At 72.8% G+C, this 26,666-nt stretch carries 29 protein-coding genes; 5 read left to right on the forward strand and 24 right to left on the reverse strand.

What is annotated here, in order from left to right; genetic code table 11:
- Positions 1–5: 5 nt before the first annotated feature.
- From A3CO_RS0124580 to A3CO_RS34210, 6 genes are all read right to left on the reverse strand, one after another.
- A complete protein-coding gene (locus A3CO_RS0124580; protein ID WP_018334917.1) occupies positions 6–1,052 on the reverse strand; it encodes a 3-isopropylmalate dehydrogenase in 1,047 nt (348 codons plus the stop codon).
- Between the two features lie 143 nt (positions 1,053–1,195).
- A complete protein-coding gene (serA, locus tag A3CO_RS0124585; protein WP_018334918.1) occupies positions 1,196–2,764 on the reverse strand; it encodes a phosphoglycerate dehydrogenase in 1,569 nt (522 codons plus the stop codon).
- Positions 2,765–2,926: 162 nt separating this feature from the next.
- Positions 2,927–3,907 carry a hypothetical protein gene (locus A3CO_RS36305; protein ID WP_018334919.1) on the reverse strand — a complete coding sequence of 327 codons (981 nt, stop codon included), beginning with the start codon at positions 3,905–3,907 and terminating at the stop codon, positions 2,927–2,929.
- A gap of 273 nt (positions 3,908–4,180) precedes the next feature.
- Positions 4,181–5,185, reverse strand: coding sequence for a ketol-acid reductoisomerase (gene ilvC / locus A3CO_RS0124595; protein WP_018334920.1), 1,005 nt, complete (start codon positions 5,183–5,185; stop codon positions 4,181–4,183).
- A gap of 43 nt (positions 5,186–5,228) precedes the next feature.
- Positions 5,229–5,729, reverse strand: a complete 501-nt coding sequence (ilvN, locus tag A3CO_RS0124600) for an acetolactate synthase small subunit (RefSeq protein WP_018334921.1) — start codon at positions 5,727–5,729, stop codon at positions 5,229–5,231.
- On the reverse strand, positions 5,726–7,648 hold the full coding sequence (locus A3CO_RS34210) for an acetolactate synthase large subunit (protein ID WP_033414957.1): 1,923 nt from the start codon (positions 7,646–7,648) through the stop codon (positions 5,726–5,728). The genes ilvN and A3CO_RS34210 overlap by 4 nt, the downstream gene beginning before the upstream one ends.
- Before the next feature lie 267 nt (positions 7,649–7,915).
- Between A3CO_RS34210 and A3CO_RS38815 the strand changes: the two genes are divergently transcribed.
- On the forward strand, positions 7,916–8,689 hold the full coding sequence (locus tag A3CO_RS38815; RefSeq protein WP_018334923.1) for a PH domain-containing protein: 774 nt from the start codon (positions 7,916–7,918) through the stop codon (positions 8,687–8,689).
- 75 nt (positions 8,690–8,764) lie between these two features.
- Positions 8,765–10,606, forward strand: coding sequence for a dihydroxy-acid dehydratase (gene ilvD, locus A3CO_RS0124615; protein ID WP_018334924.1), 1,842 nt, complete (start codon positions 8,765–8,767; stop codon positions 10,604–10,606).
- Here the strand turns inward: ilvD and A3CO_RS39850 are convergent.
- A complete protein-coding gene (locus A3CO_RS39850; protein ID WP_245561588.1) occupies positions 10,555–10,956 on the reverse strand; it encodes a hypothetical protein in 402 nt (133 codons plus the stop codon). The two genes, ilvD and A3CO_RS39850, sit on opposite strands and share 52 nt — an antisense overlap.
- 324 nt (positions 10,957–11,280) lie before the next feature.
- Here A3CO_RS39850 and A3CO_RS39855 point away from each other — a divergent pair, with 324 nt between their 5' ends.
- Positions 11,281–11,802: a DapH/DapD/GlmU-related protein gene (locus A3CO_RS39855; RefSeq protein ID WP_245561589.1), complete on the forward strand. Its 522-nt coding sequence runs from the start codon at positions 11,281–11,283 to the stop codon at positions 11,800–11,802.
- Here A3CO_RS39855 and A3CO_RS0124625 read toward each other — a convergent pair.
- Together A3CO_RS0124625 and A3CO_RS0124630 are read right to left on the reverse strand one after the other, a co-directional pair.
- Positions 11,774–12,430, reverse strand: coding sequence for a DoxX family protein (locus tag A3CO_RS0124625; protein ID WP_018334926.1), 657 nt, complete (start codon positions 12,428–12,430; stop codon positions 11,774–11,776). The genes A3CO_RS39855 and A3CO_RS0124625 overlap by 29 nt on opposite strands.
- A 97-nt stretch (positions 12,431–12,527) precedes the next feature.
- Positions 12,528–13,463 carry a 2-hydroxyacid dehydrogenase gene (locus tag A3CO_RS0124630; protein WP_018334927.1) on the reverse strand — a complete coding sequence of 312 codons (936 nt, stop codon included), beginning with the start codon at positions 13,461–13,463 and terminating at the stop codon, positions 12,528–12,530.
- Between the two features lie 82 nt (positions 13,464–13,545).
- Between A3CO_RS0124630 and A3CO_RS0124635 the strand changes: the two genes are divergently transcribed.
- Positions 13,546–14,718, forward strand: a complete 1,173-nt coding sequence (locus A3CO_RS0124635) for a PQQ-dependent sugar dehydrogenase (RefSeq protein WP_018334928.1) — start codon at positions 13,546–13,548, stop codon at positions 14,716–14,718.
- Positions 14,719–14,725: 7 nt separating this feature from the next.
- On the opposite strand, the gene A3CO_RS0124640 is transcribed toward A3CO_RS0124635, so the two are convergent.
- Positions 14,726–14,986 carry a hypothetical protein gene (locus A3CO_RS0124640; RefSeq protein ID WP_018334929.1) on the reverse strand — a complete coding sequence of 87 codons (261 nt, stop codon included), beginning with the start codon at positions 14,984–14,986 and terminating at the stop codon, positions 14,726–14,728.
- Positions 14,987–15,027: 41 nt separating this feature from the next.
- Here A3CO_RS0124640 and A3CO_RS0124645 point away from each other — a divergent pair, with 41 nt between their 5' ends.
- Positions 15,028–15,285: a hypothetical protein gene (locus A3CO_RS0124645; protein WP_018334930.1), complete on the forward strand. Its 258-nt coding sequence runs from the start codon at positions 15,028–15,030 to the stop codon at positions 15,283–15,285.
- Positions 15,286–15,289: 4 nt separating this feature from the next.
- Here A3CO_RS0124645 and A3CO_RS0124650 read toward each other — a convergent pair whose 3' ends face one another.
- From A3CO_RS0124650 to gatC, 14 genes are all read right to left on the reverse strand, one after another.
- Entirely contained in the window at positions 15,290–15,580 is a 291-nt protein-coding gene (locus A3CO_RS0124650; protein WP_018334931.1) for a gas vesicle protein K, read from the reverse strand.
- Positions 15,577–15,819, reverse strand: coding sequence for a gas vesicle protein (locus A3CO_RS0124655; protein ID WP_018334932.1), 243 nt, complete (start codon positions 15,817–15,819; stop codon positions 15,577–15,579). The genes A3CO_RS0124650 and A3CO_RS0124655 overlap by 4 nt, the downstream gene beginning before the upstream one ends.
- Positions 15,816–16,550, reverse strand: a complete 735-nt coding sequence (locus A3CO_RS0124660; protein ID WP_018334933.1) for a GvpL/GvpF family gas vesicle protein — start codon at positions 16,548–16,550, stop codon at positions 15,816–15,818. Before A3CO_RS0124660 ends, A3CO_RS0124655 begins: the two co-directional genes overlap by 4 nt.
- Positions 16,547–16,951: a gas vesicle protein gene (locus tag A3CO_RS0124665; RefSeq protein WP_018334934.1), complete on the reverse strand. Its 405-nt coding sequence runs from the start codon at positions 16,949–16,951 to the stop codon at positions 16,547–16,549. The genes A3CO_RS0124660 and A3CO_RS0124665 overlap by 4 nt, the downstream gene beginning before the upstream one ends.
- 9 nt (positions 16,952–16,960) lie before the next feature.
- Positions 16,961–17,818 (reverse strand): gas vesicle protein GvpO, encoded by an 858-nt coding sequence (locus A3CO_RS37275; RefSeq protein ID WP_018334935.1) that lies wholly within the window; start codon positions 17,816–17,818, stop codon positions 16,961–16,963.
- Complete coding sequence (locus A3CO_RS0124675) at positions 17,815–18,060, reverse strand: gas vesicle protein GvpG (protein WP_018334936.1); 246 nt, start codon at positions 18,058–18,060, stop codon at positions 17,815–17,817. The genes A3CO_RS37275 and A3CO_RS0124675 overlap by 4 nt, the downstream gene beginning before the upstream one ends.
- Before the next feature lie 2 nt (positions 18,061–18,062).
- A complete protein-coding gene (locus tag A3CO_RS34220) occupies positions 18,063–18,875 on the reverse strand; it encodes a GvpL/GvpF family gas vesicle protein (RefSeq protein WP_018334937.1) in 813 nt (270 codons plus the stop codon).
- Positions 18,872–19,255 carry a gas vesicle protein GvpJ gene (gene gvpJ, locus A3CO_RS0124685; RefSeq protein WP_026204971.1) on the reverse strand — a complete coding sequence of 128 codons (384 nt, stop codon included), beginning with the start codon at positions 19,253–19,255 and terminating at the stop codon, positions 18,872–18,874. The genes A3CO_RS34220 and gvpJ overlap by 4 nt, the downstream gene beginning before the upstream one ends.
- 66 nt (positions 19,256–19,321) lie before the next feature.
- Positions 19,322–20,614, reverse strand: a complete 1,293-nt coding sequence (locus A3CO_RS0124690; protein ID WP_020508846.1) for an SRPBCC family protein — start codon at positions 20,612–20,614, stop codon at positions 19,322–19,324.
- Positions 20,607–21,584 (reverse strand): hypothetical protein, encoded by a 978-nt coding sequence (locus tag A3CO_RS0124700; RefSeq protein ID WP_157647835.1) that lies wholly within the window; start codon positions 21,582–21,584, stop codon positions 20,607–20,609. Before A3CO_RS0124700 ends, A3CO_RS0124690 begins: the two co-directional genes overlap by 8 nt.
- A 791-nt stretch (positions 21,585–22,375) precedes the next feature.
- Entirely contained in the window at positions 22,376–22,921 is a 546-nt protein-coding gene (locus A3CO_RS0124710; RefSeq protein ID WP_018334941.1) for a hypothetical protein, read from the reverse strand.
- Between the two features lie 307 nt (positions 22,922–23,228).
- The gene (gene gatB, locus A3CO_RS0124715) at positions 23,229–24,746 is read right to left on the reverse strand and encodes an Asp-tRNA(Asn)/Glu-tRNA(Gln) amidotransferase subunit GatB (protein WP_018334942.1); all 1,518 of its coding nucleotides are present in this window, start codon (positions 24,744–24,746) and stop codon (positions 23,229–23,231) included.
- Positions 24,743–26,266, reverse strand: a complete 1,524-nt coding sequence (gene gatA / locus A3CO_RS0124720) for an Asp-tRNA(Asn)/Glu-tRNA(Gln) amidotransferase subunit GatA (RefSeq protein WP_018334943.1) — start codon at positions 26,264–26,266, stop codon at positions 24,743–24,745. The genes gatB and gatA overlap by 4 nt, the downstream gene beginning before the upstream one ends.
- Positions 26,263–26,559 (reverse strand): Asp-tRNA(Asn)/Glu-tRNA(Gln) amidotransferase subunit GatC, encoded by a 297-nt coding sequence (gene gatC, locus A3CO_RS0124725; protein ID WP_018334944.1) that lies wholly within the window; start codon positions 26,557–26,559, stop codon positions 26,263–26,265. Before gatC ends, gatA begins: the two co-directional genes overlap by 4 nt.
- Positions 26,560–26,666 lie beyond the last annotated feature (107 nt).

Raw genomic sequence — 26,666 nt, forward strand, 5'->3', positions numbered from 1 at the left:
CGCGGTCAGGCGGAGGTGCGGGTCCCCGCGGCGCTGGAGACGAGGGCGGCGAGCCGGTCGCCCACCGCGCTCGTGCCGCCCGGGTTCTGGTGGTCGCGGGTCGCGAGGTCGAACGCGACGGCGGCCTCGACGCGCCGGGCCAGCTCGGGCTCGCCGAGGTGGTCGAGCAGCAGGGCGACGCTCAGCACGGCCGCCGTCGGGTCGGCGATGCCCTTGCCGGCGATGTCCGGGGCCGACCCGTGGACCGGCTCGAACATGCTCGGGTTGGCCCGGCTCACGTCGAGGTTGCCGGACGCGGCGAGGCCGATACCGCCGGTCACGGCCGCGGCGAGGTCGGTGAGGATGTCGCCGAAGAGGTTGTCGGTGACGATCACGTCGTAGCGCGACGGGTCAGTGACCAGGTGGATCGTCGTCGAGTCGACGTGCTGGTAGTCGACCGAGACGTCCGGGTGCTCGAGCGAGACCTCCTCGACCACGCGCGACCACAACGAGCCGGCGTGGGTGAGGACGTTGGTCTTGTGGACGAGCGTGAGCTTGCGGCGCGGGCGGTTCGCGGCGCGGGTGAAGGCGTCGCGGACGACCCGCTCGACCCCGAACGCGGTGTTGATACTGACCTCGGTCGCGATCTCCTGCGGGGTGTCCTTGCGCAGCAGACCGCCGGTGCCGGCGTACGGGCCCTCGGTGCCCTCGCGGACGACGACGAGGTCGATCTCCGGCTGGGCGGTCAGCGGACCGCGCACGCCGGGGTAGAGCCGGGCCGGCCGGAGGTTGACGTGGTGGTCCAGCTCGAAGCGCAGGCGCAGCAGCAGGCCGCGCTCGAGGATGCCGCTGGGCACCGACGGGTCGCCGACGGCGCCGAGGAGGATCGCGTCGTGCTCGCGCAGCTCGGTGAGCACCGACTCGGGCAGCAGCTCACCGGTCGAGTGCCAGCGGGCGGCGCCCAGGTCGTAGTGCGTCGACTCGATCTGCGGCGCGAGCTCCGAGAGGACCTTGAGGGCCTCGTTGGTGACCTCGGGTCCGATGCCGTCACCGGGAACCACCGCGAGTCGCATGTCCAGTCTTCCTCCCCCGACGGGCCGACCTCGATGGTGCGACCGGGCTCACCTGCGGTGGAGGCTACCGCGCGTGTCGGCGGGACTCCGCACCGGATCACTCCATGGGAGGTCCCGGCCGCCCGCTGTGACCCGTCCGGGGATCATCCGAACGGGATCATCCGGGTGGTCCGGGCGTCGAGGGCCGCCCCGATCGGGGCCAGGACGTCCTCCGGGACCGCCCGATCGACGCGCAGCAACATGACCGACGAGCCCCGGTCACGCGTCTGGGAGAGCTGGGCCGCCTCGATGTTCACGTCCGATTCCCCCAACCGGGTACCGATCAGCCCCATCGCTCCCGGGCGGTCGATGTACTCGACGAGCAGGACGTGGCCCTCGGCGCGCAGGTCGAACGAGCGGCCGTTGATCTCGACCAGCTTCTCCACCTGATCGGTGCCCGTGAGGGCGCCGGAGACCGTGGTGCTCGCCGCGCGCAGCGTGACGAGGCTGCGGTGGTTCGGGCTCTCGGTCGCGGTCTCCACGGTGACCGACACGCCCCGCTCGGCCGCCAGGGCCGGCGCGTTGACGAACGTGACCGGCTCGTCGACGACCTCGCCGAACACGCCGCGCAGCGCCGCGAGCTCCAGGACCCCGACGTCCTCGTGCGCGAGCTCGCCGCGGACCTCCACGACGATGGCCTCGGGCTGCCCGACGAGGGTCGAGAGCAGGATGCCGAGCTTCTGCGTGAGGCCGAGCCAGGGCCGGACCTCTTCGCCGACCGCCCCGCCCTGCACGTTGACCGCGTCCGGCACGAAGTCCCCGTGCAGCGCCTTCAGTACCGAGTGCGCCACGTCGGTGCCCGCCCGGTCCTGGGCCTCGGCGGTGCTCGCCCCCAGGTGCGGGGTGGCGGTGACCTGCTCGAGCTCGAACAGCGGGCTCTGCGTGGTGGGCTCGGTGACGTACACGTCCACGCCCGCCCCCGCGACGTGCCCCGACCGGATCGCCTCCGCCAGCGCGTCCTCGTCGACCAGCCCGCCACGGGCCGCGTTGACGACGATGACGCCGCGCTTCGTGCGGGCCAGCGCCTCCTTGCCGATCAGCCCCTGCGTCTCCGGGGTCTTCGGCAGGTGGATCGTCATCACGTCGGCGCGGGCGAGCAGCTCGTCGAGCTCGACCAGTTCGATGCCGAGCTGGGCGGCGCGGCTGGCCGGCAGGTACGGGTCGTAGGCGATGACGTGGGTGTCGAACGCCTTGATGCGGCTGGCGAACAGCTGGCCGATCTTCCCGAGGCCGACGACCCCGACGGTCTTGCCCTGGATCTCCACCCCCGAGTACCTCGAGCGTGCCCACTCCCCGCGGCGCAGGGCGGCGTCCGCGGCCGGGATGTGCCGGGCCGTCGCCAGCAGCAGCGCGAGCGCGTGCTCCGCGGCCGAGACGATGTTGCTGACCGGGGCGTTCACCACCATCACGCCCGCCGCCGTCGCCGCCGGCACGTCGACGTTGTCCAGCCCGACGCCGGCCCGCCCGACGACCGTGAGGTGCTTCTGCGCGGCGAACACCTCGGCGTCGACCTGCGTGGCGCTGCGGACCAGGAGCGCGTCGGCGTCGACCACGGCCGCCAGCAGGGCCGCCCGGTCCGTGCCGTCGACCTGCCGGACCTCCACCTCGTCGCCGAACACCGCCAGGGTCGACGGGGCGAGCTTCTCGGCCATCAGGACGACGGGCTTCGACATGCTGCTCCCCCGGGTCGGCGACGCTGCGGACTGGGAGCACATGGTGCCCTACGCCACACTCCGGGGCACGCCTCGCTGTGGCCTGGACCACATCCTGCCTCTCGCGCCTGTTGTCGGTGGCCGATCCATGTCACTGGATGCGTCAGAGGAGTCATCGACCCGTCAGGTCGCACGGGGCAGGTCGGGGACCCACGCGACCGTTGGTGTGGGCAGCTGTTCCGCCACCGCGATCGCGTCGAGCACATCGCGGAGCAGACCCGTCGAGTCGCCGTGGATGCGTCCGGGTCGCAGGCCGTACACGTGAAGTCCGACCGAGCGGTAGCGCCGGTGCTGACGTTCGGTCTCGATGACCTGGTCCGGCGTCATGAAGTGCTGCTCGACCGAGTCGACGGGCAGCACGGCACCGATGTCGGGCAGGTAGCCGTCGGCGATCCCGAGGAACACCCCGCCGACGGAGAGCCGGACGTTGAACAGGATGGCGACGCCCGCGAGCTCGGGCTGCGCGAACCACCAGTCGTGGAAGTCGACCTCGGCGGCGGACCGCGCTCCGGCCGCGATCGCGCGGAGGACGGCCCGCGGCAGCGCCGACCCTCGGGTACTTCCCGCCTCGACCTCCGCGTGCAGCGCCGATGGCAGGAGCATCCGTCGTTGGACCGGCTCCGTCAGGATCGCGGCGACGTCCGACCGTGACGACATGCGTCGAGCCGCATCGACGAGGCAGCGCTCCATGGGCGCGACGGGCAGCCCGTCACGCTCCCGGACGGGTGGCATCCGGTGCGTCCGCTCCACGCGGACGCCCGGGATCGACTGCACCTTGACGGCGGCCGGGATCAGCAGGTGGACCGGCTCGGGCAGCACCCCGCGTCGGAGGCGGTGCGCACGAGCGGCATCGAGCCCGGTGAGCGCCGCGCGGTCCCCCGCGTAGACGAGCGCCGCGCGAACCAGCTGCCGTCGGGTGGGGGTGCCCGTCCCGAGGCGGACGGTGGCAGGAGCCATGAGCGTCCACGGCCCGTCCTCGCGACACCGGCGATAGACCGTGCACGCCGGGACTCCGAGCCCCACCAGGACGGCGACGCGGATGATGGTGTCGACCGCCTCGGCGCGGATCGCCTCCGCGTCGTGGGCCCAGTCCCCTCGTCTCACGGATCCGACGATGCGCCGGCCGGTACGGCCGGGTCGAACAGCGCGCCGACGCCTGTGGACAGGGTCGGGGCGCCCTACCGGTGGGGACGGACAGTTGCTCCGACCGGTCCAACCGACTCCCGGCCGAGGTGAGCGAGAAACGCCATCGACGCGCCCCGTGCCGCTGATGGGCCATTCATGTCCGGAGGCCGGGCACGGGCACGGGCACACAGGATACGAAGAACGACGGCGGGCGCACCGTGAGGTACACCCGCCGTCACGAACCGCAGCAGATCAGAGGGCCTGCTTCGGGATGAACGGCATGAGGTCGCGGAGCTTGGCGCCGACCTGCTCGATCTGGTGGGCCTTGCCCTCGTCCTCGAGCTTGGTGAAGTTCGGGCGGCCGTTGTCGTCCTCGGCGATCCACTCGCGGGCGAAGGACCCGTCCTGGATCTCGGTGAGCACGCGGCGCATCTCGTCCTTGACGGCCGAGTTGATGATGCGCGGGCCCCGGGTGAGGTCGCCGTACTCGGCGGTGTCCGAGCAGCTGTAGCGCTGGCCGTAGATGCCCTTCTCCCACATGAGGTCCACGATCAGCTTGAGCTCGTGCAGGCACTCGAAGTAGGCGATCTCGGGCTGGTAGCCGGCCTCGACGAGGGTCTCGAACCCGGCCTGGACGAGGGCGGAGGTGCCGCCGCAGAGCACGGCCTGCTCGCCGAAGAGGTCGGTCTCGGTCTCCTCGGTGAACGTCGTCTTGATGACGCCGGCGCGGCCACCACCGATGGCGGCGGCGTAGGAGAGGGCGAGCGCCTCGGCGTGGCCCGACGCGTCCTGCTCCACCGCGATGAGGCAGGGCACACCCTTGCCGTCGACGAACTGGCGGCGGACGAGGTGGCCCGGGCCCTTCGGCGCGACCATGGCGACGTCGACGTCCGACGGCGGCTTGATCAGGTCGTAGCGGATGTTGAAGCCGTGCCCGAAGAAGATGGCGTCGCCGCTCTTCAGGTTCGGGGCGATGTCGTCGGCGTAGATCTGACGCTGCTTGGTGTCCGGCGCCAGGATCATGATGAGGTCGGCCTCGGCGGCGGCCTCGGCCGGCGTGACCACCCGCAGCCCCTCCTCCTCGGCCTTGGCGCGCGACTTCGAGGACTCGGGGAGCCCGATGCGCACGTCGACGCCCGAGTCGCGCAGCGACAGCGAGTGGGCGTGGCCCTGGGAGCCGTACCCGATCACGGCGACCTTGCGGCCCTGGATGATCGAGAGATCGGCATCGGCGTCGTAGAAGATCTCGACACTCATGGGAACTGCGGTTCCTTCCTGACTGACGTACTCAGAAGACGTACTAACGATTCGCGGCGATCGCGCGCGGCCCGCGGGCCAGCGCGACCATCCCCGATTGGACGATCTCGCGGATGCCGTAGGGCTCGAGCATCCGCCGCAACGCCGACAGCTTGTCAGCCGTGCCGGTGGCCTCGACGGTGACGGCGTCGGGAGCGACGTCGACGACCTTGGCCCGGAACATCTGCGTCACCTCGAGCACCTGCGAACGCACGGTCGCGTCGGCCCGCACCTTGAGCATGACCAGTTCGCGCTGGACCGAGGTCGCCGGCTCCAGCTCCACGATCTTGATGACGTTCACCAGCTTGTTGAGCTGCTTGGTCACCTGCTCGAGCGGGAACTCGTCGACGCTGACGCAGATGGTCATGCGCGAGATCCCCTGCTCCTCGGTCGGGCCGACCGCGAGCGACTGGATGTTGTAGCCGCGCCGGGAGAACAGGCCCGAGATGCGGGCCAGCACGCCGGGCTTGTCCTCGACGAGGACCGACAGGGTGTGCGTGCTCATCGGGCCTCGTTCTCCCGCTCGATGTTCGTGACGACCTCGTCGGCCCCGCCCGCCTCGGGGTCGTCGAACAGGGGCCGGATGTCCCGGGCGGCCATGATCTGGTCGTTGCCGGTCCCGGCGGCGACCATCGGCCACACCTGCGCGTCGGCCCCGACGGTGAAGTCGATGACGACGGGCCGGTCGGTGATCGCCATGGCCTGCTCGATCACGCGGTCGACGTCGTCGCGCGACTCGCACCGCAGGCCCTCGCAGCCCAGCGCCTCGGCGAGCATCACGAAGTCGGGCACGCGGTGCTTGTGCGTCCCGAGCTCGGTGTTCGAGTAGCGCTCCCCGTAGAACAGGGTCTGCCACTGCCGGACCATGCCGAGGTTGCCGTTGTTGATGACGGCGACCTTGATCGGGATGCCCTCGATCGCGCAGGTGGCGAGTTCCTGGTTCGTCATCTGGAAGCAGCCGTCGCCGTCGATGCACCACACCGTGGTGTCGGGCATCCCGACCTTCGCGCCCATCGCGGCCGGCACGCCGTAGCCCATCGTCCCGGCGCCACCGGAGTTGAGCCACGTCCGCGGGTTCTCGTAGCCGATGAACTGCGCGGCCCACATCTGGTGCTGCCCGACGCCCGCGGCGTAGATCGCCTCGGGGCCGGCGATCTTGCCGATCCGCTCGATGACGTACTCCGGCGAGAGCGTGCCGTCGGCCGGCTCGTCGTAGCCGAGCGGGAAGGTCTCGCGCCAGGCGTCGAGCTGGTTCCACCACGACGTCAGGTCGGGGCGCTCGGCGCCGTCCTGCGAACGGGCGCGCAGCGCGGCGGTGAGCTCGCCGATGACCTCGCGGGCGTCGCCCACGATCGGCACGTCGGCGACGCGGTTCTTGCCGATCTCCGCGGGGTCGATGTCGGCGTGGACGATCCTCGCCTCCGGCGCGAACGTCGACAGCTCCCCGGTCACCCGGTCGTCGAAGCGGGCGCCGAGCGCGATGAGCAGGTCGGAGCGCTGCATCGCCGCGACCGCCGCGACCGTGCCGTGCATGCCCGGCATGCCGAGGTTCTGCGGGTGCGAGTCGGGGAACGCGCCGCGCGCCATCAGGGTGGTGACGACGGGTGCGCCGGTCTCCCGGGCGAGGTCCATCAGCTCCGCCGACGCCTCGGCCTTGATGACGCCGCCGCCGACGTAGAGGACCGGGCGCTGGGCCTCGGCGATCAGCCGGGCGGCCTCCCGGATCTGCTTGCCGTGCGGCTTGGTGGTGGGCCGGTAGCCCGGCAGCGCCATCTCCACCGGCCACGAGAACGTGGTCTGCGCCTGCAGCACGTCCTTGGGCAGGTCGACGAGCACGGGGCCCGGCCGGCCGGTGGACGCGATGTGGAACGCCTCGGTGATGGCCCGCGGGATGTCCGCCGGGTCGGTCACCAGCATGTTGTGCTTCGTGATCGGCAGCGTGATGCCGCAGATGTCGGCTTCCTGGAACGCGTCCGTGCCGATCATCTTGCGCCCGACCTGGCCGGTGATCGCGACGACGGGCACCGAGTCCAGCATCGCGTCCGCGAGCGGCGTCACCAGGTTGGTGGCCCCGGGACCCGACGTCGCGATGCACACCCCGACGCGGCCGGTGGCCTGCGCGTAGCCGGTGGCGGCGTGGCCCGCACCCTGCTCGTGTCGCACGAGGATGTGGCGCACGAGCGTCGAGTCGTAGAGCGGGTCGTAGGCCGGGAGGATCGCCCCGCCGGGGATGCCGAACACGACGTCGCACCCGACGGCCTCGAGCGAGCGCACGAGGGACTGCGCCCCGGTGGCGGGGGTGGGGTCGACCCGGGCGGGGCGCGGCGCCGCGGGGCGGCCGGACACACCGGCCTGGGCCACGGTGTCCTGCTGCTCGCTCGGCGCGCCGGTGCGAGGCGCCGGGCGCGGTCTGGCTGTGGTCATCGGTGATCAGCCTCTGTGGGTGGTCAACGGGCCCCGGACACGAAAAAACCCCCGCCGCCGGGAGGCGGAGAGGGCAGGCGCGTCAGGATTTCTCAGGCGGCGAGCACGATGCTCGTCAGACGCTGACGCGCCCGGCGAGTACGAGAATTCGCTGCATGGCCAAGACCGTAGCACGCGGCCCGGACGGGCCCCGGGACCATCACCAGCGTCACACCCGGCCACGCCTTCACGACGCCGGGTCGTGCCCCGGCTGGCACCATCGCCGACGTGGCCGACGAGCAGCAGACCCCCACCGCGACCGGGACGTCCACCCCCGCCGCGCCCGCGACCTTCCGCGCGGTGCCGACCGTCGCGCTGGTGGCCGTCGGCTTCCTCGCCCTGTGCCTCTCCCCGATCGCCTTCCAGGGCGGGCCCTGGTTCCTGCTGTTCCTCGCGCCCGCCGCGGTCGCCGTCTGGGTCGTCCGCTCCCGAACGCGGGTCGACGAGGCGGGGCTGCACGTGCGCCGCATCGTCGGCACCCGCTCGGTGGCCTGGTCGGACCTGACGGGGCTGCGGCTGCCGGGCAAGGGCTGGGTGCGGGCCGTGCCGGCGCAGGGCGCCGAGGTCGAGCTGCGTGGCATCCGCATCCGTGACCTCGGGCGGGTCGCCGAGGCGTCGGGCCACCGGATCTCGGCGCCGACCCCGGCCGAGGCGGAGGCCGCCGCCGAGCACGCCCGCGAGCTCGAGGCCGCCCGCATGCGCGTCGCCAAGCTGCGCGAGCGGCAGTCGGCGGCAGGCGACGACCCCGAGCAGACCGGGAACCCCGAGCAGACCGGGGACACCGGCGCCGCCGAGGACGCGGGGACCGCTGAGAACTCCGAGGACACCGCCTCCACCGACGACTCCGGCGCCACCAGGGACACCGGCGCCGTCGACGACACGGGGACCGCCGAGGCCCCCGGGACCAGCGCCGACACCGCGCGCAACGCCTCGCAGCACACCGCCGCCGACACCGTGCAGCACGAGGACACGACCGCCGGGACGCAGCACCGGGAGGGCTGACCCGCACCGACCTGACGTCGGGAAGCCCGGGCGTAGCCTCCGAACGGACAACTGCCACCGTTCTGGAGGACCCCCGTGCCGCCGCTCCGTTCCCGCGTCACCACCCAGGGTCGCAACGCCGCCGGCGCCCGCGCCCTGTGGCGGGCCACCGGCATGACCGACGACGACTTCGGCAAGCCGCTGATCGCGATCGCGAACTCGTACACGCAGTTCGTGCCGGGGCACGTGCACCTCAAGGAGATGGGCGAGCTCGTCGCCGGCGCGGTGCGCGAGGCGGGCGGGATCGCGCGGGAGTTCCACACCATCGCCGTCGACGACGGCATCGCGATGGGCCACGGCGGGATGCTGCACTCGCTGCCGAGCCGCGAGGTCATCTCGGACGCGGTCGAGCACATGGTGCAGGGGCACGCGGTCGACGCCCTGGTCTGCATCTCGAACTGCGACAAGATCACCCCGGGCATGCTCAACGCCGCGATGCGGCTGAACATCCCGACCGTCTTCGTCTCCGGCGGGCCGATGGAGGCCGGGAAGGCGGTCGTCGTCGGGGGCGTCGCGCAGGCGCCGACCGACCTCATCACCGCCATCTCGGCCAGCGCGAGCAGCGAGGTCACCGACGACGGGCTCACCGAGGTCGAGCGGTCGGCCTGCCCGACCTGCGGGTCCTGCTCGGGCATGTTCACCGCCAACTCGATGAACTGCCTCACCGAGGCCCTCGGCCTCTCCCTGCCGGGCAACGGCTCCACGCTCGCCACCCACGCCGCCCGCCGGGACCTCTTCCTGACGGCGGGTCGCACGGTCGTCGAGCTCGCCCGCCGGTACTACGAGGGCGACGACGAGTCGGTCCTGCCGCGCGCGATCGCGAACAAGCACGCGTTCGAGAACGCGATGGCGCTCGACGTCGCGATGGGCGGCTCGACGAACACGGTGCTGCACATCCTCGCCGCCGCGCACGAGGCCGGCCTGGACTTCACCCTCGCCGACATCGACGCGGTCAGCCGCCGGGTGCCGTGCGTGTCCAAGGTGGCGCCGAACTCGTCCTTCCACATGGAGGACGTGCACCGGGCGGGCGGCATCCCCGCGATCCTCGGCGAGCTCGACCGCAGCGGGCTGCTGCACCGCGACGTCCACGCCGTGCACGCCGACTCCCTCGAGAGCTGGCTCGGCCACTGGGACATCCGGGGCGCGAACCCGTCCGAGGAGGCCGTCGAGCTGTTCCACGCCGCCCCGGGCGGGGTGCGCACCGTCGAGCCGTTCTCGACGACGAACCGGTGGTCCTCGCTGGACACCGACGCGGCCGACGGTTGCATCCACGACGTCGAGCACGCCTTCTCCGCCGACGGCGGCCTGGCCGTGCTGACCGGCAACCTCTCCACCGACGGCGCCGTCATCAAGAGCGCCGGGCTGCCCGAGAACGGCCGCCACTTCCAGGGCCCGGCCCGTGTGGTCGACTCCCAGGAGGAGGCCGTCTCGATCATCCTCAACCGCGAGGTGCAGCCGGGCGACGTCGTCGTCGTGCGCTACGAGGGCCCCGCGGGCGGGCCGGGCATGCAGGAGATGCTCCACCCGACCGCCTTCCTCAAGGGCGCGGGCCTCGGCGCGGTGTGCGCGCTGGTCACCGACGGCCGCTTCTCCGGCGGGTCGTCGGGCATCAGCGTCGGGCACGTCTCCCCCGAGGCCGCGCACGGCGGCGTGATCGCGCTCGTCGAGCCGGGCGACCAGATCCTCATCGACGTCGACTCGCGGCAGATCGAGCTGCTCGTCGACGACGACGTCCTCGCCGAGCGCCGCGCCAAGATGGAGGCCTCGGAGCGCCCGTGGCAGCCGCGCACCGACCGCGGCCGCAACCTCACCGCGGCGCTGCGCGCCTACGCGAAGCTCGTGACGTCGGGCGCGACGGGCGCGGTGCGCGACCTGTAGCCCCGGTCCCGACGCCGGGTGCCGGTCCGGCTCCCGGCGTCGGGGAAGATCTCCAACGGGTGGCCCACCTGTCGCCGGGGAGCCCGGTCACGGACGATCGGATCGTGTCCCTCGTGCCGCACCTCCTCCGCGCCCGCCGCAGCCGGATCGCCCTCGTCCGCCGGGTGGCGCTCGAGGTCCTGGCGCTGCGCGGCGTGGACTGGCCGGCGACCGTCGTGGTCGGGCCCGGGCTGCGTCTCCCCGACCGCGCGCCCCGCGTCGTCGTCCACCCGTGGACGCGCATCGGCGCCGACGTGACGATCGGACGCGGGGTCACGGTGGGCGAGGCCGTCCCATGGCTCCGCGCCCACGACGACCACCGTCCCCGCGTGGTCCTCGGGGACGGCGTGACGCTCGGGGACGGCGCGGTCGTCGTCGGCAGCCCGGGCCGACCCACCGTGCTGGGACGCGGGACGGTGGTGCGCGGGGCGCCGTGGTCACCCGCTCGACCGGGCCCGACGAGATCTGGGAGGGCAACCCGGCGCGCTGCGTCGGCACCCGGGGCGGCGGCGCCGAGGGGCTCCCGGCCTGAGCGGTCACGCGGCGGGCACACCTGGGTCACGACCGGGAGTCCACTCCACCTCGATCGGGTGGTGGCGGCGGCGTCACGGCGGTCGCGGACGCAGGATTTCGCCATGTCCGTGGTCCTCCGTCTGATTCGCGCCCGCCGCAGCCGTTCCCGGCTCGTGCGCCGGGTCGCCCTGGAGCTGCTGGCGCTGTACGGGATCGACTGGCCGGAGACGGTCGAGATCGGACCGCGCCTCTCGCTGCAGCACCGCGCGCTCGGCACGATGGTGCTCCCGCACACCCGGATCGGCGCCGACGTCACCCTCTACCAGGGCGTGATGCTCGGGGACGCCGTGCCGTGGCTGCACCGGCGCGACGAGCGCCCGTCGGTGATCGTCGAGGACGGCGCCGTGATCTGCACCGGCGCGGTGGTCGCGGGCAGCCCGGACCGCCCGGTGATCATCGGCCGCGACTCGGTGATCGGTGCGAACGCGGTGCTCACCCGCTCGACCGGCGTTGGGGAGGTGTGGGCCGGGAACCCGGCCCGGTGCGTCGGTCGCCGTGACGAGGTGGAGGCCCGCGCGCTCGCCCGTGCTGCCGGGCACCCGGCCGCACCCGTCGTCAGGAACGCATCGCCAGCAGCACGGTGAGGGCGGAGCCGACCGCGATGACGGCGGCGGTGACCCCGACGGCGGTCTGCCCCCGGTACCAGGGCCGGTCGGCGTCGCCGCTGATCCGGCCGGGACCTGCCAGGACGACAACGGCCGCGAGCGCCACCGCGAACAGCGGGAGCTCGGCGGGTCCGACCGTGCCGGAGGCCCAGGCCGCAGGCAGGGTGACGACGAGCGCGACCAGCGCGATCGCGAGCAGCGCCGAGCCCGCGAACGAGGCGAACACGCCCACCGCGACGAGCAGGCCGGCGACGAGCTGCACCCAGCCGAGGGCCGTGGCGAGCTCCGCGACCGGCCGGAAGCCGTAGCCGGTCAGCAGGGCCTGCGTGTGGGCGGTGCCGTCGCCGTGGCCGCGGGGCAGGTCGAACAGCGTGCGGGCGCCGCCGACCACGGCGGTGACGCCGAGGACGACCCGCGCCACGAGCAGCCCGACCTCGGTGCCCCACGGGCGGACGGCGACCACGGTCGTCGTCGGGACCGGCTCGTCGACCGTCGACGCCCCGCGCTCCTCGCGCCAGGGGAAGACGGCGGTGTCGCTCGGCGCACCCTCGAACCCGAGGAACGCGACGCCGCCGCCCTCGACCCGCTCCCGCCGCCACAGGCTCACGATCGGGCAGCGTAGGTCGACACGTCCGGGTGACGGCGACGACGCGCGGGAGATCCCGGCCGCACCTGGTCGGTGGCGCCCGTCAGTACTGCCCCACTCAGTACTGCCCGACCACCAGGTTCGGCGGGTCCTCCCCCGCGACGACGGCCTCGATCTGCGGCACGACGACCCGGTAGGCCCGCTCGAGGTGCCCGGGGACGCTGCCGCCGACGTGGGGGGTGATCAGCAGGTTGGGCGAACGCCACAGCGGGTGGTCGGCGGGGAGCGGCTCGGGGTCGGTGACGTCGACGGCGGCCCGGAGCCGCTGCGCGGTGAGCTCGGCGAGCAGCGCGTCGGTGTCGACGACGGGGCCGCGGGCGGCGTTGACCAGCAGCGCCCCGTCCGGCATGGCGGCGAGGAACGCGGCGTCGACCATGCCGCGCGTGGCGTCGGTGAGCGGCACGAGCAGGACGGTGACGTCGTGCCGGGGCAGCAGGTCGGGGAGCTCGTCGACGCCGTGCACACCGTCCCGGGCGCGCGAGCCGACGAGCGTCACCGGCCCGACGTCGAAGGGCTCGAGCCGACGACGGGTCTGCTCGGCGAGATCCCCCGCGCCGACGAGCAGCACGCTCTTGCCGGTGAGGGTGTCGGTGAGGTGCTGGTCCCAGTGCGCGGCGACCTGGTGGCGCACGAACTCCGGGATCTCGCGCAGCACCGCGAGGATCGTCGCGAGCACCCACTCCGCGGTGACGCCGCCGTGCGCGCCCTTGCAGTCCGAGAGCGCCACCCAGTCGGGGAGCACGCCGACGAACTTCTCCGCCCCCGCCGTCAGGAGCTGGACCAGGCGGACCTGCGGGCAGGCCGCGAGGAGGTCGCGGGCCGCGTCCGCACCGAGGAAGCCGGGGATGAACACCTGCGCCTCGGCGGCCTCCGGGGGCAGCCCGTCGACCCCCGCGGACTCGTCGTAGCGCACCGCCCGCACGCCGTCGACCCGGGCGAGCTCGCGCTCGCCGACCTCGTCGGGGACCAGCACGGTCAGCGTGTCGTCGCTCATCGGCTCCGGAGGCTAGACCACCCCCGGACGGTCACGCGGGGCTCACGACGGGTTCAGTCCGTCCCGCCTACGCTGACCACCGATGTCGTCCCCGGGTCCCGTCGCACGCGCCCTCGGTGTCGCCGCGGTGCTGGTCGCGTTGGCCGCGCTCGTCACGGGCTGCGCCCGGTTCCCCGACGCCTCCGACGCGCCGTGGCGCGACAAGCCCGAGATCGGCGCCGAGCGGGCGCCGCAGCCGCAGTCGCCGGCCCCGTCCGAACCGCAGGCCCCGGCGGCGCCCGGCGGCGGCACCCCGCCGTCGGGACCCTGCGTGGACCCGGACCCGCAGGTCGTCGCGACGTGCCTCGCGCCGGTGTCGGCGGTGGTCACGCTGCCCGGCGGGCAGGCGGCGCTCGCGGCCGAGCGGACCACCGGCCGCATCCTGCGGGTCGCGCCGCAGACCGCGCCGCAGCTCGTGGCCACGGTGCCGGTCGACGCCGCGGGCGACGGCGGGCTCACCGGCCTCGTCCTCTCCCCCAGCTACGCCGAGGACCAGCTCCTCTACGCCTACGCGACGACGCCCTCGGGCAACGCCGTGCTCCGCATCGCGCCCGGCGACACCCCGAAGCCGGTGCTCGGGGGCATCCCGCGCGGGATAACCGACAACCGCGGGGCGGTGGGCGTCGAGCCCGACGGGACCCTGCTCGTGGCCACCGGCGACGCCGGGACGCCCGACCCGGGCCCCACCTCGCTCGCCGGCAAGCTCCTCCGCATCGACCTCTTCGGCCGCCCGGCGGCCGGTAACCCGGACCCGACATCGCCGATCGTCGGGTCGGGCCTGCACTCCCCCGGCGACGCGTGCACCGACACGGCCTCCAACACGACCTGGGTGACCGACCGTGCCGGCGCCCGGGACGTGCTGCTGGCCGTCCGGCCCGGCGCGCCCGTCGGGACGGCGGCCGCGGCGGCACCCGCCTGGACCTGGCCCGACCGGCCCGGGGTGTCGGGGTGCGCCGCCGCGGGCGGCACGCTGCTGGTCGGGCTCAGCGACGCCAAGGGCCTCTACGTGCTGAACCCGACCGCGCAGGGCCGGTTCGTCGGGGCCCCGCAGACCGTCCTGCAGAACCGCTACGGCCGGATCTCGGGGGCCGACCTCGCCTCCGACGGCTTCGTCTGGTTCGGCACCACCAACAAGGACGGCGGCAGCCCGGGGGCCACCGACGACCGGGTGGTGCGCATCCGGCCGCCGTCGGGCGGCGGGTCCGGCCCGGAGTAGGCCTCCCTCACTCCGGTTTCGCCGTCGCCTGCGTGACGTAGCGCTCGACGGCGTCGCGGGCCTCGTAGACCGTGCGGGCGTGGCCCCAGCGGTCCGTGTCCAGCGTCGAGTGCGTCCACCCGCCCGGGGGCACGCGCGTCCCGAGGGTCAGGTAACCGATCTGCCGGTCCCACAGGATTTCCGACTCGAATCCGCGTGGATCGTCCCAGCGCCACGAGTACCCGTGGTCCTCGGGCGATTCGATGACCTCGATGCCGTCGATCTCCATGAATTCTTCCTCCTCGACGCCGACAATCGTAGAGTCGGTCCGTGACCGTCTACGTGTCCCTTCCGCAGATTCCGCTGACACTCAAGTTCGAAGAGCCGATGGACGAGGTCGCCGCCCACCTCCACGAGCTCGTCGAAGGAGCGAAGGTGCACCGCTACCACCTCGACAACGGTGCGATGGTGCTGGTCAACTGGGGTGTCATCCAGTCGATGACCCTGAACGAGGGCCCACGGACCCTGGAGCTGGACGAGATCAACCGGGGCCTGAAGGCCTCGATCGACACCGTGAAGGACGACTGAGCGCTCACCGGTCGCGAGGCAGCAGCGGGCCCAGCGGACCGAGCTCGAGATTCAGGTCCGCGGGCGTGAGCCCGAACTGCTCGGTCAATTCGTCCATGGCGTCCGAGAGCAACATGAGCGCGGTTCCCAGATCCTCCTCCTGTTCCTCGGAGAGCTCGGAGTTCTCGACCCGCCGGATCGCCTGACGCTCCATCAACTGGCGGAGCAGCTCGACGATCGTCAGGACGAGCTTCATGAGGTCGCGGCGCACCGCGTCCTTGTCGATCTCGATGCGGTGGTCGTGCCGGTCGGTCACTCCGCCACCCGCTCGGAGGGCACCGTGACGGTGGGCGCCGGGTCGCCCGGCCCCGGATCGGCCGGGGCGATCGAGGTGATGAGCGCCCGCAGGGAGATGCGCACGAGGTCCACCCCGGCCAGCGAGATCGTCACGTCGCCACTGAGCACCACACCGCCGGCGAGCAGGCGGTCGAGGAGGTCCACGAGCGCGACCTCGCGGTCCCCGAACAGCGAGGTCGGACGGTGCTCCACGGTCACGTCGCACCGCCCGCGAAGGAGTACGGCACCCAGGGTCCCGTGAGCTCGAGGTCGAGCGACCCCTCGCTCGCGAGCTTCTCGACGAGGGCCCGCAGGTCGTCCGCGCCCGCGCGCTCCACGAGGTAGGCCCCGTTGAGCACCATCTGCTCCGCCCGCCCGGTGAGCGACCGGTCCTGCGGCGGGTGCCGCCGCGTCTCCACCGCCAGGGCCGCGAGGGCGGCGTCGACCTCGTCGGCCTCCCGCTCCGCGGCGGCCACCGCGGCGTCGCCGGCCCGGAGGGCCTCACGACGCGCCCGCAGGTAGGCCGCGCCCGACGTCGGCCGGTCCGTCGCCGCGGCCTTCCCGGCCCCGGGTCGGACGTAGGCCTTCACCCCCCACTCGTCGCGGCCCTCGACCCGGTCGAGCACGGCCGTGAACGCCTCGCGGCTCTCCCGCAGCACGGCCCGGACGCGGTCGTCGTCGAGATACACCGTCGCCAGCGAGAGCGGCGCCACGGCGTGGTCCCGGCCCACGGCGGCCACCACACCGTGGTGCGCGCGGGCCACCGCGGCGAGCCAGGTGAGGTCCTCCCGGTGCTCGTCGAGGTCCTCGAACGCCTCCCGCTCGACGTCGGACACCACTGCCTGCAGACCGGCCTCGTCCACCAGCCGCAGCTCCCCGCCGTCGATGCCGCGCGACCCGTCGTCGGGAAGCTCGAGGTCCCGACCCACCGCGTAGAGGTAGGTGATCACTGCTCCCCCTCCGGCTCCGGCTCCGGCGCCCGCTCCACCTTCTTGCGACGACGCGCCGGACGCGTCTGCGCCTGCTCCAGCGCGGTGATCCGCTCGCGCAGCCGCTCGTTCTCCTCCTCCAGCTCGCTGCGCCCGGCCGACAGCGTCGGGTCGCGCTCCCACCAGTCGATCCCCATCTCCTTCGCCCGGTCCACCGAGGCGACGACGAGACGGAGCTTGATCGTCAGCAGCTCGATGTCGAGCAGGTTGATCTGGATGTCCCCGGCGATCACGATGCCCTTGTCGAGCACCCGTTCGAGGATGTCGGCGAGATCGGTGCCCTGCGGCGCCCGGGCGGCCTGGCCGCCCTGGCGGCCCTGCGCCGACGGCATCGAGCCCGTCCACCGGACCGGCTCGTTCATGCGTCCTCCTCAGTCGTCGTCGCCCCGGCCGCGGGTGTAGCGGGAGACCCGCTTGTAGCCGACGAGCTCTCCGTCGGCGTCCATCTCGACCTCGTAGATCGCGAGCAGGTCCGTCGAGTCCGGGATGCGGCGGCTCTCCACGACCTCGAGCGAGACCGTCCACCCGTCCTCGTCGCGCCGGACCGACGTGACGCTCTCGGACTCCTTGCCGGTCATCTCCATGACCTGCTCCGCCGCCCACCGGGCGACCACCCGGGCCGGCACCTTCTTGGGACGCCGCGGCTCGGGTTCCGGCTCGGGCTCGGGCTCGGGTTCGGGCTCCTCGTCGTCGTCGTCGAGGTCGTCGTCGTCGAGGTCGTCGTCGTCGAGGTCGTCGTCGTCGAGGTCGTCGTCGTCGAGGTCGTCGTCCTCGACGTCGTCGACCGGCTCGTCGACCTCCGGCTCCGCGGGCTCCTCCCGACGACGTCGGCGGGGCCGCTCCTGGTCCGTCGTCCCCTCGTCGGAGTCCGACCGACGACGACGGGGCCGCTCCTGGTCCGTCGTCCCCTCGTCGGAGTCCGACCGACGACGACGGGGCCGCTCCTGGTCCGTCGTCCCCTCGTCGGNGNNCGACCGACGACGACGGGGCCGCTCCTGNTCNGTCGNCNCNNCACCGTTCTCCGACCGACGACGGCGGGGCCGCTCCTGGTCGGTCGGCGCCGCGTCGTCGCTCTCCCGACGGCGACGTGGCGGCGCCTCGTCGTCGTCGGCGTCCCGGCGCCGTCGCCGGCCGTTCCCCGCGGTCGAGGAGCCCGACCGGCCGCCGGGTCGGCGTCGGTCGGCCTCCTCGAGCGGGTTGCGACGACGGGGGCGGTCGGTTGCGCTCACGTTCCTCCGCCCGACGGCTCACGCCCGGTCAGCCGGGCGAGCAGCACGTCCTGCTGGGCGTCGCGCTCGGCCTCGCTGATCTCGCCGCGCTCGTGGGCGGCGTCGAGGTCGTCGATCTGCGCGCGGATGACCGCCGGGTCGTTCAGGCGGTGGTCCACCTGTTCCTCGATCCGTTCGGCCACCCACACCACGCCGCGCACCGGGGCGAGCGGCAGCAGGAGCAGCTCGGTGAAGAGCCCCACGGCTACTCCTCGTCCTGATCCGGCACGTCGTACTCGGGAAGGAAGTCGAAGCACGCCGTCGGGCCGAACAGCCGGAGCTCGACCCGGCCCGACCACTCGTCGCCGAGGTCGTCCACGGCGCGCTCGAAGTCCGTGCGGTGGTCCCGCCGGACGAGGAACGCGACGTGCACGGCGCCGGTCTCGCCGCTGACCTCCTTGACGACCGTCGCCACGGCGTAGCGCCCCAGCGCGTCCACCGTCGCGTCGGCGTCGTTCGCCCGGATCGTGTCCATCGCCTGCGACACGGCCTCGCCGAGCTTCACGCGGTCGTAGTACGAGCTGTCCTCGTCCATCCCCGAGATGCGTTCCCGCAGATCACGGATCGACGGGTTCTCCTCGACGATCCGGGTGAGCACGACGCCCTGGTCGTAGTCACCCCGCAGCGAGAACTGCACGAGGTCGGCCATGTCGTCGAGCGCCCGCGCGAAGTAGTCCCGGTGCGGTTCGAGCAGTTCGGACCGGACCGCGTCGTCGTCGGTGAGCACACCCCCGAAACGCATCGGGAGCACCGCGGTCTCCACCGCGATCGCGTTCAGCACCCGCTCGTGGGCGAGCAGGTGCTGGCGCGTCCCGAGCGGACGGTCCGTCGCCACGTCACTGACGACGGCGGCGAGCGGACCGGAGCTGACGAGCCCCAGACCGGACTCGCCCGAGTCGCTCCCGGTGTCGATGCCCTCCAGCCCGTCCGGGATGCGCTGCCCGGAGCGCAGGATCCCGTAGACGTACGAGCCGACGCGCTCCTCGCCGGAGTCCTGCTCCGACGCCGCCGCGCTCACGACTCCTGCTTCCGGCTCGCACGGCGCTCCTCGCGGAGCTCGTCCCACTTCTCCTTGCCGGCGTCGAGGACACCCTTCGTCTTGCCCTTGGCGCCGCCCTTCATGGTGTTCTCGGTCATGCCGCCCATGAACTCGCCGAGGTCCTTGCCGCCCTTGGCGTGCAGGTCGAGCCGGTTGGTGGCCTCGGCGAACCGCAGGTAGGTGTCGACGCTCGCGACCACGATGCGGGCGTCGATGGTCAGGATCTCGATGCCGACCAGCGAGACCTTGACGAAGGCGTCGATCACCAGGCCCTTGTCCAGGATCAGATCCAGGACCTCGGCCAATCCACCCTGGGGTGCCTTCTGCACCCCACCGCCCTGACGTTGGCTGACGGTCACGTCTCCTCCTCGGTCCAGAACTTCGCGTGACCGGGCGCGCTGCTGTGCCCGGGGAGCCGGTGCGGATCAGGCCGGTGCGGGCTGGCGACGGCCACGCCGCCGCGAGGAGCGGGCACGGCGCCCACCCCCGTCGGACTCCTCGGCGTCCTCGGCGTCCTCGGCGTCCTCGGAGTCCTCGACCTCGTCGGCCTCGTCGTCGGCCCGGTCGACCTCGTCGTCCGCGGGCTCGTCGTCCGCGGGCTCCTCGTCGAGTTCGTCCTCCGCGAGGTCCTCGTCGTCGAGCTCGTCGTCGGCCACGTCGGCGTCATCGACCTCGTCGTCCGCGACGTCCTCGTCGTCGAGCTCGTCGTCCTCGAGCTCGTCGTCCGCGACGTCCTCGTCCGCGACGTCCAGCTCGTCGTCGGCGTACTCGTCGTCACCGTCCTCCGCGGCCGCGCGCTCCTCCTCCTCGAGCGCCTCCTCGTGGGTCTTGACGACCTCGCTGTCGCGAATCTCGCCGCGCCAGCCCTCGATCTGATCACGATTGACCAGCGAATCCATCATCACGTGACGGCAGAAATGCTTGAACTCGAGGCGCGCCCGCCGACCGACCGCCCGCCACAGGTTCCCCGTCTTCTCGAAGAATCCCTGCGGGTAGTACTCCATGATCAGCACGATGCGCGTCAGGTTCGGCGCCAGCTCACTGAAGGTGACGATTCCGTCGGCGCGTCCCTTCTGCCCCGAGGAGGTCCACAGGATGTGCGAGTCGGGAATCTGCTCGACGATCGTGGTCTCCCACGAACGCTTCGACCAGAACACCTTGGCGTGCCACGTGACCTTCTCGTCCGAGCTCTGGTCGACGTTCTCGACCTTCTTCATGAAACTCGGGAAGTCGGCGAACTGCGTCCACTGGTCGTAGGCCAGCCGCAACGGGACCCCGACGTCCTGGGTCTCGAAGATGTTCATGAACTTGAACTTGCCGCGGGCACTCTTGTTGCTCCCGCCGCCGCCGCCACCGCCGCCCTCGGCGTCGTCGTCCTCGTCGTCGTCCCCGCCACCGAGACCGGGCACCACGTTGCCGAGCGCCCCGGTCACCTTGTCCTTCAGCGTCCCGGCACCGGAACTCAGTGCTCCCATGATGGAGCTCCCTCCCTCGCCGTCGCCGCCGCCGCCGAACGCGCTGGTCAGTCCGACCCCGCCGTTCTCGGCCACCTCGGTGAGCCGGTCGGTCAGTCCCTCCACCTGCTGCAGGGCGGCGTCACCGAGCTTGCTGACCAGGGCCTGGACCAGCCGCTGGGCCGCCTCCTTGAGGGCGTCGGTCGGCAGGGCGCCGGCGAGCGAGCCCGCCCCGTCCGCCGTCTTCGTCGCGGTCTCAGTCATCGCTGCTCCTCGTCCGTCGGCCCGACGAGGCGGTGGCGCCCGAGCGTGAACGGCCACCCCCCGACGACGTGCGCGACGACCGCCCCGAGGAGGCCGACCGTCCGTTGCCCGACGCGCCCGACTTCGTGCTGCCGCGGGCCGAGGACCGGCTGCCGGAACTCGAGCTGCCGGAACTCCCGGAACTCCCGGAACTCCCGGAACTGCTCGACGTCCGCCGCGATCGGCGGGGGCGCTCCTGGTCGGTGACGGGGGCGTCGTCCCCGGACGCCCGACCGGCGTCGGCGTCTCGCGGTGCCTCGTCGGCGTCCTCCGCCGCGGCGGTCTCCTCGTCCGTGTCGTCCTCGTCCGCCGCGTCCTGCTCGGCGGTCTCCTCGTCCAGGTCGTCGTCGACCTCGTCCGCGGCGTCGACGTCCTCGACGTCCTCGTCGGTGGTGTCCTGCGGCGCCGAGGTCTCCTCGGCGGCCTCCTCGCTCTTCCCGCGCCGCTTGCGGCGGCCGAGACCCTTGCGCACGGCGCCGCCCGCGGAGCCCGCCGCGCCGCCGACCGCCTTGCCGGTCTGCCCGACGGCGTCCCCGACCGCGCCCCCCGCCTCGGTCGCGGTGTCCCCGACGGCACCCCCGGCCTGCGTCGCGGCCTGCCCGGCCGCCTGCGTCGCACCCGCGGCGGGCTTGCCGAGGTTCTCCACGCGATGCACGAGGCTGTCGGTGAGGGACTCCATCCGCGAGGCCGCCGCGGCCATGGCCGCCTCCTTGCCGACCTCGAGCAACCGTCCGCGCACGGCGGAGTCGAGCCGCTGCAGCTCCGGGGAGGCGTCGACGAGCTTCGACGCGGCCGCGAGGAGTTGCGTGGGATCGGTGGGGATCTTCTTCCCGACGAGGGCCCCGCCGAGCATGATCGCCAACTTCATCTTCTTCGTCCGCCCCAGGAGGTAGCCCCCCACGACGGCGAGAACCAGTTTCGCGCCATCCATCAGCAGTTACCCCGCAATTCGATCGGGCGCGCTGGCTCGACCCCTCGCGCGTGATCGCCGTCTTTCCCGAACACTCGGCGCCTCCAAACCTCGTCGGCCAACCGTGTCGACATGTGCGCCGAACATCGGTGGCCGCGGACCCTACAAGTCGTGATCGCCGCGGGCGACGGCGCACGAGAAGATCGGGCAAGATTCGGCCGAACGGCAGCGATCATTTCCCGGCAGGGGGCGGATGAATGCTTCCGATACCACAGCGGATGCTTCCGTAAATAGGGGCATCCAGACGGACGACAATTCGCAATGGCATTCTGCGGATGGACCGTACAGGCCTGCGTCGGCTCGTCCGAACACTGATGATGATCGTTTCCGACGCACAGCTCGTCCTCTCATCCAGTGAGAGGGAGACCTGTGTCACTCACTCCTGCGGGTGCTGCGACACGGCGTCGTGGCAGCGGATCGCCTGACCCGTCCGGCCGTGGGACGGGCACCCGTCCGGCGCCGACGAGAGAACGCCGTGGACCGCCGCCCGGAGCGCCGGGAGCCTCGGGCCGACCGTCCACCCCCGGACGCACCACGACCCCGTCTCCCACCCCGGGGCAGCGGGGAGGGTGACGGGGTCGTGGGTTCGGGGAGCGGACGAGGACGGACAGCGGGTCGCCGACCGGGTCGGAGTCGGTCGGAGTGGCCAGGAGTCCGCGTCGCCGCGGCCGGGCGGGGAGACCCGGCACCCGACCCCGCGTCCGGGCCCGATCGGGGAGGGCCGGGGACGACGCGGGGCGGTCGGTGGCGGACTAGCCGCCGAAGGAGAGCACGCTCGGCGCCGACGACGAGGCCTTCGCGCCCCAGTGCTGCAGGTCGTTGCGGCCGTTGTCCACGGCGTGCTGGACGTCGTTGCCCATCAGACCGAACTGGTCGGAGGCCTCGTGGGCGGTCAGCCCGTCCTTGGCGGCGGCGGTCCAGTTGTCCCGCGCGTGCGTCAGGTCGTTCTTGGTGTTGCTGAGCGCGTGGCCGCCGTCGGTCGCCATGTCGGCGACGACCGAGGACGACGCCTTGCTCTTGAGCGAGGACGCGACGTCCGACGACCGGTGCTGCAGGTCGGCACCGTGGCTCTGCAGTGAGCCGGCGTCGGCGGACGAGCGGATCTGCTGCGAGGCCCCGGAGAACTGGTGGGCACCGTCGGTGAGCTTGCCCTGGACCTCGTGGCCCGCGGACTGCGCCTGCGGGACGCTGGGTGCCTCGTGCGCGAACGCCATGGAGGCGGTGCCCCCGGCGACGACGGCGACGGCGGCGGCCGTGAAGGCGCCGCGGCTGGCGAGGCGAGCTGCCTGGGACGCCACGTGGGGAGCGTGGGGAGCGTGATGAGCGCCCATGCGAAGGCCTCCTCCTATCGATGTGTGCGGATACGACCGGTCGGCGGATCAAGTGCTGGTCCACCTGGAGTCCGGCTACGAACCGTTCTCCGCCCACTCCAACGGACGACTCCTGAATGGGTTACGGATCGGTCACGACGGATGCCGAAAAACGCTGTCGCTACAACCCAGCGTCACCGCGACACACGGACGGTGATCAACCCGTCACACACGAACGGCACCTCCGCAGCATCTGGGTGCGCGACGGTGCCGTTCGGTCAGGGCGAGGGGACGGTCAGGACCCGGCGGCGACCCGCTCGAGCACCAGGGACTGCACGCGGGATGCGTCGGCCTGTCCGCGCGTCGCCTTCATGACAGCGCCGACGATCGCGCCCGCGGCCTTCGTCTTGCCGGCACGGATCTTCTCCGCGATCGCCGGCTGCGCCGCGAGGGCCTCGTCCACCGCCGCGGTCAGCGCCGAGTCGTCGCTGACGACGGCGAGGCCGCGACCGGCCACCACCTCGTCGGGGGTGCCCTCGCCGGCGAGCACGCCGTCGACGACCTGGCGTGCCAGCTTGTTCGTCAGCGTCCCCTCGGCGACCAGCGCGATCACCCGGGCCACGTCGGCCGGGGTGACGGCCAGGTCGGCGAGCTCCACCCCGGCGGCGTTGGCCTGCTGGGTCAGGTAGGAGACCCACCACGAGCGGGCCGACTCGGCCGGGGCGCCCGCCTCGACGGTGTCGGCGACGAGGTCCAGCGCGCCCGCGTTGACCAGGTCGCGGAGCTCCTCGTCGGACAGGCCCCACTCGGTCTGGATCCGGGCCCGGCGCTCCCACGGCCGCTCCGGCAGGCCCGCCCGCAGCTCCTCCACCCACGCGGCGGAGGGCTCGATGGGCACGAGGTCGGGCTCGGGGAAGAACCGGTAGTCGGCGAAGGTCTCCTTCGGACGGCCGGCGGACGTGGTGCCGGACTGCTCGTCGAAGTGCCGGGTCTCCTGCGTGATCGTCCCGCCGGAGAGCAGCACGCCCGCGTGCCGTCCCATCTCGTAGCGGACGGCCCGCTCGACCGACCGCAGCGAGTTGACGTTCTTCGTCTCGGTCCGCGTGCCGAACCGGGTGCTCCCCTTCGGCATGAGCGAGACGTTGGCGTCGCAGCGCATCGAGCCCTGGTCCATGCGCACGTCGGAGACACCCAGCCCCTGGATGACGTCGCGCAGGGCCGAGACGTAGGCCCGCGCGATCTCCGGGGCCCGCGTCCCCGCGCCCAGGATCGGCCGGGTGACGATCTCGATCAGCGGCACGCCCGCCCGGTTGTAGTCGAGCAGCGAGTAGGAGGCGCCGTGGATGCGGCCGGTCGCGCCACCCATGTGCAGCGACTTGCCGGTGTCCTCCTCCATGTGGGCGCGCTCGATCTCCACCCGCCACGTCGACCCGTCGTCGAGGGGCACGTCGAGGTGGCCGTCGAAGACGATCGGGTCGTCGTACTGGGAGATCTGGAAGTTCTTCGGCATGTCCGGGTAGAAGTAGTTCTTCCGGGCGAAGCCGCTGCGCTCCCGCACCTGGCAGTTCAGCGCCAGGCCGATCTTCACCGCGCCCTCGACGGCCCGGGCGTTGAGCCGCGGCAGCGACCCGGGCAGGCCGAGGCACACCGGGCAGACGTGCGTGTTCGGCTCCGCCCCGAACTCGTTGCGGCAGCCGCAGAACATCTTGGTGGCGGTGTTGAGCTCCACGTGGACCTCGAGCCCCATCACGGGGTCGAAGTGCTCGCAGACCTCCTCGACGGTGTAGGGCGCCGCGTCGACGGTGCTGGTCATGAGGTGGTCTCCAGGACGGCGGGCTCCGGGATGGTGTCGGCGAAGGGCGTCCCCGACGACGTGTCCCGGGCCAGTTCGTAGGCGGCCGCGACCCGGTAGGCGCGGTCGTCGGCCAGCGCCGGGGCCATGATCTGCAGGCCCACCGGGAGGCCGTCGTCGACGGACACGCCGCACGGCACGGACAGGGCGGCGTTGCCGGCCAGGTTGGTCGGGATCGTGCACAGGTCGGCGAGGTACATCGCGACCGGGTCGTCGACGCGCTCGCCGATCGGGAAGGCGGTGACCGGCACGGTCGGCGAGACGAGCACGTCGCAGTGCTCGAAGGCCGCCGCGAAGTCGCGCACGATCAGCGTGCGGGCCTTCTGCGCCCGGCCGTAGAGCGCGTCGTACGCGCCGGCCGACAGGGCGTGGGTGCCGATCATGATGCGACGCTTGACCTCCGGGCCGAAGCCGGCCTCGCGGGTCAGCGACATGACCTCGTCGGTCGAGTGCGTCCCGTCGTCCCCGACCCGCAACCCGTAGCGCATGGCGTCGAAGCGGGCGAGGTTCGACGACGCCTCGCTCGGCGCGATCAGGTAGTAGGCCGGGACCGCGTACGTGAACGAGGGGCAGTCGACCTCGACGACGTCGGCCCCCAGGTCGGTCAGCACCCGGACGGCGTCGGTGAACGCGGTCAACACGCCGGGCCGGTTGCCCTCCCCGGAGAGCTCGCGGACGACGCCGACCCGCACCCCGGCGAGGTCGCCGCGCGCGCCCGCGAGGGCCGCCTCGACGACCGGCGGCAGCGGGGCGTCGATCGAGGTCTGGTCGGCCGGGTCGTGCCCGCCGATCACCTCGTGGAGCAGCGCGGCGTCGAGCACGCTGCGCCCGAAGGTGCCGATCTGGTCGAGCGACGACGAGAAGGCGACCAGGCCGAACCGCGACACCGTGCCGTAGGTCGGCTTGACCCCGACGATGCCGGTGAAGGCCCCGGGCTGGCGGATCGAGCCGCCGGTGTCGGACCCGAGCGCCAGCGGCGTCTCCCCCGCCGCCGTTGCCGCCGCGGACCCGCCGCTGGACCCGCCGGAGACCCGGCCGGCGTCCCACGGGTTGCGGACCGGGCCGAACGCGGAGTTCTCGTTCGAGCCGCCCATGGCGAACTCGTCGAGGTTCGTCTTGCCCAGCGGGACGAGCCCGGCTTCGCGCAGCTTGCGCACCACCGTCGCGTCGTAGGGCGGACGCCAGCCCTCGAGGATGCGCGAGGCGCAGCTCGTGGGCATGTCGCGCGTCGCGATGTTGTCCTTGATCGCGACCGGGACCCCGGCGAGCGGGCCGCGGACGGTGCCGGCCGCGATCTCGTCGTCGACGGCGGTCGCCGCGGCGAGGGCCACGTCGCGGTCCACGTGCAGGAACGCGTTGAGTGACGGGTCGACGGCCTCGATCCGGTCCAGGTGGGCGCGGGTGACCTCGGCGGAGGTGATCTCGCGGGCCTGGACGCGGCGGGCGATCTCGACGGCGGACAGACGGGTCAGCTCGGTCACTGCGACTCCCCCAGGATGCGCGGGACGCGGAAGCGCCCCTCCTCGGCGTCGGGAGCGCCCGCGAGAGCGGCCTCACGGGGCAGACTCGGGGCGGGTTCGTCGGGTCGCAGGACGTTCGTCAGCGGCACGACGTGACTGGTCGGCGGGACGTCGTCGGGGATGTCGGAGACGCGACCCACGGTGTCGAGGATCGCGTCGAGCTGCCCGGAGAACACGTCGAGCTCGTCGTCGGTGACGGCCAGTCGGGCCAGTCGGGCCAGGTGCGCGACGTCGGAGCGCGTGATGTCGGACATGATCCTCCGTGTGGGGAGACGGAGCGAAGCGGTGCTCGACCCCTCGAGATCGTCGATCCCACGCGCGGTGGCGCGGGGCTACCGGTCCAGTCTAGGCGTCGGCCGCC

The sequence above is a fragment of the Actinomycetospora chiangmaiensis DSM 45062 genome (assembly GCF_000379625.1).
In the GTDB taxonomy this organism is placed as follows: Bacteria; Actinomycetota; Actinomycetes; order Mycobacteriales; family Pseudonocardiaceae; genus Actinomycetospora; species Actinomycetospora chiangmaiensis.

Coding starts and splice junctions, on each gene's coding strand:
- A3CO_RS0124630 (WP_018334927.1), bottom strand. CDS start 13,463: ATGAGCGACGACACGCTGACCGTGCTGGTCCCCGACGAGGTCGGCGAG.
- gatC (WP_018334944.1), bottom strand. CDS start 26,559: ATGTCCGACATCACGCGCTCCGACGTCGCGCACCTGGCCCGACTGGCC.
- A3CO_RS0124690 (WP_020508846.1), bottom strand. CDS start 20,614: ATGACTGAGACCGCGACGAAGACGGCGGACGGGGCGGGCTCGCTCGCC.
- A3CO_RS0124580 (WP_018334917.1), bottom strand. CDS start 1,052: ATGCGACTCGCGGTGGTTCCCGGTGACGGCATCGGACCCGAGGTCACC.
- A3CO_RS0124640 (WP_018334929.1), bottom strand. CDS start 14,986: ATGGAGATCGACGGCATCGAGGTCATCGAATCGCCCGAGGACCACGGG.
- A3CO_RS0124665 (WP_018334934.1), bottom strand. CDS start 16,951: ATGAACGAGCCGGTCCGGTGGACGGGCTCGATGCCGTCGGCGCAGGGC.
- ilvN (WP_018334921.1), bottom strand. CDS start 5,729: ATGAGCACGCACACCCTGTCGGTCCTCGTCGAGGACAAGCCCGGCGTG.
- A3CO_RS0124635 (WP_018334928.1), top strand. CDS start 13,546: ATGTCGTCCCCGGGTCCCGTCGCACGCGCCCTCGGTGTCGCCGCGGTG.
- ilvC (WP_018334920.1), bottom strand. CDS start 5,185: ATGAGTGTCGAGATCTTCTACGACGCCGATGCCGATCTCTCGATCATC.
- gatB (WP_018334942.1), bottom strand. CDS start 24,746: ATGACCAGCACCGTCGACGCGGCGCCCTACACCGTCGAGGAGGTCTGC.
- A3CO_RS34210 (WP_033414957.1), bottom strand. CDS start 7,648: ATGACCACAGCCAGACCGCGCCCGGCGCCTCGCACCGGCGCGCCGAGC.
- serA (WP_018334918.1), bottom strand. CDS start 2,764: ATGTCGAAGCCCGTCGTCCTGATGGCCGAGAAGCTCGCCCCGTCGACC.
- A3CO_RS39855 (WP_245561589.1), top strand. CDS start 11,281: ATGTCCGTGGTCCTCCGTCTGATTCGCGCCCGCCGCAGCCGTTCCCGG.
- A3CO_RS0124700 (WP_157647835.1), bottom strand. CDS start 21,584: ATGGATGGCGCGAAACTGGTTCTCGCCGTCGTGGGGGGCTACCTCCTG.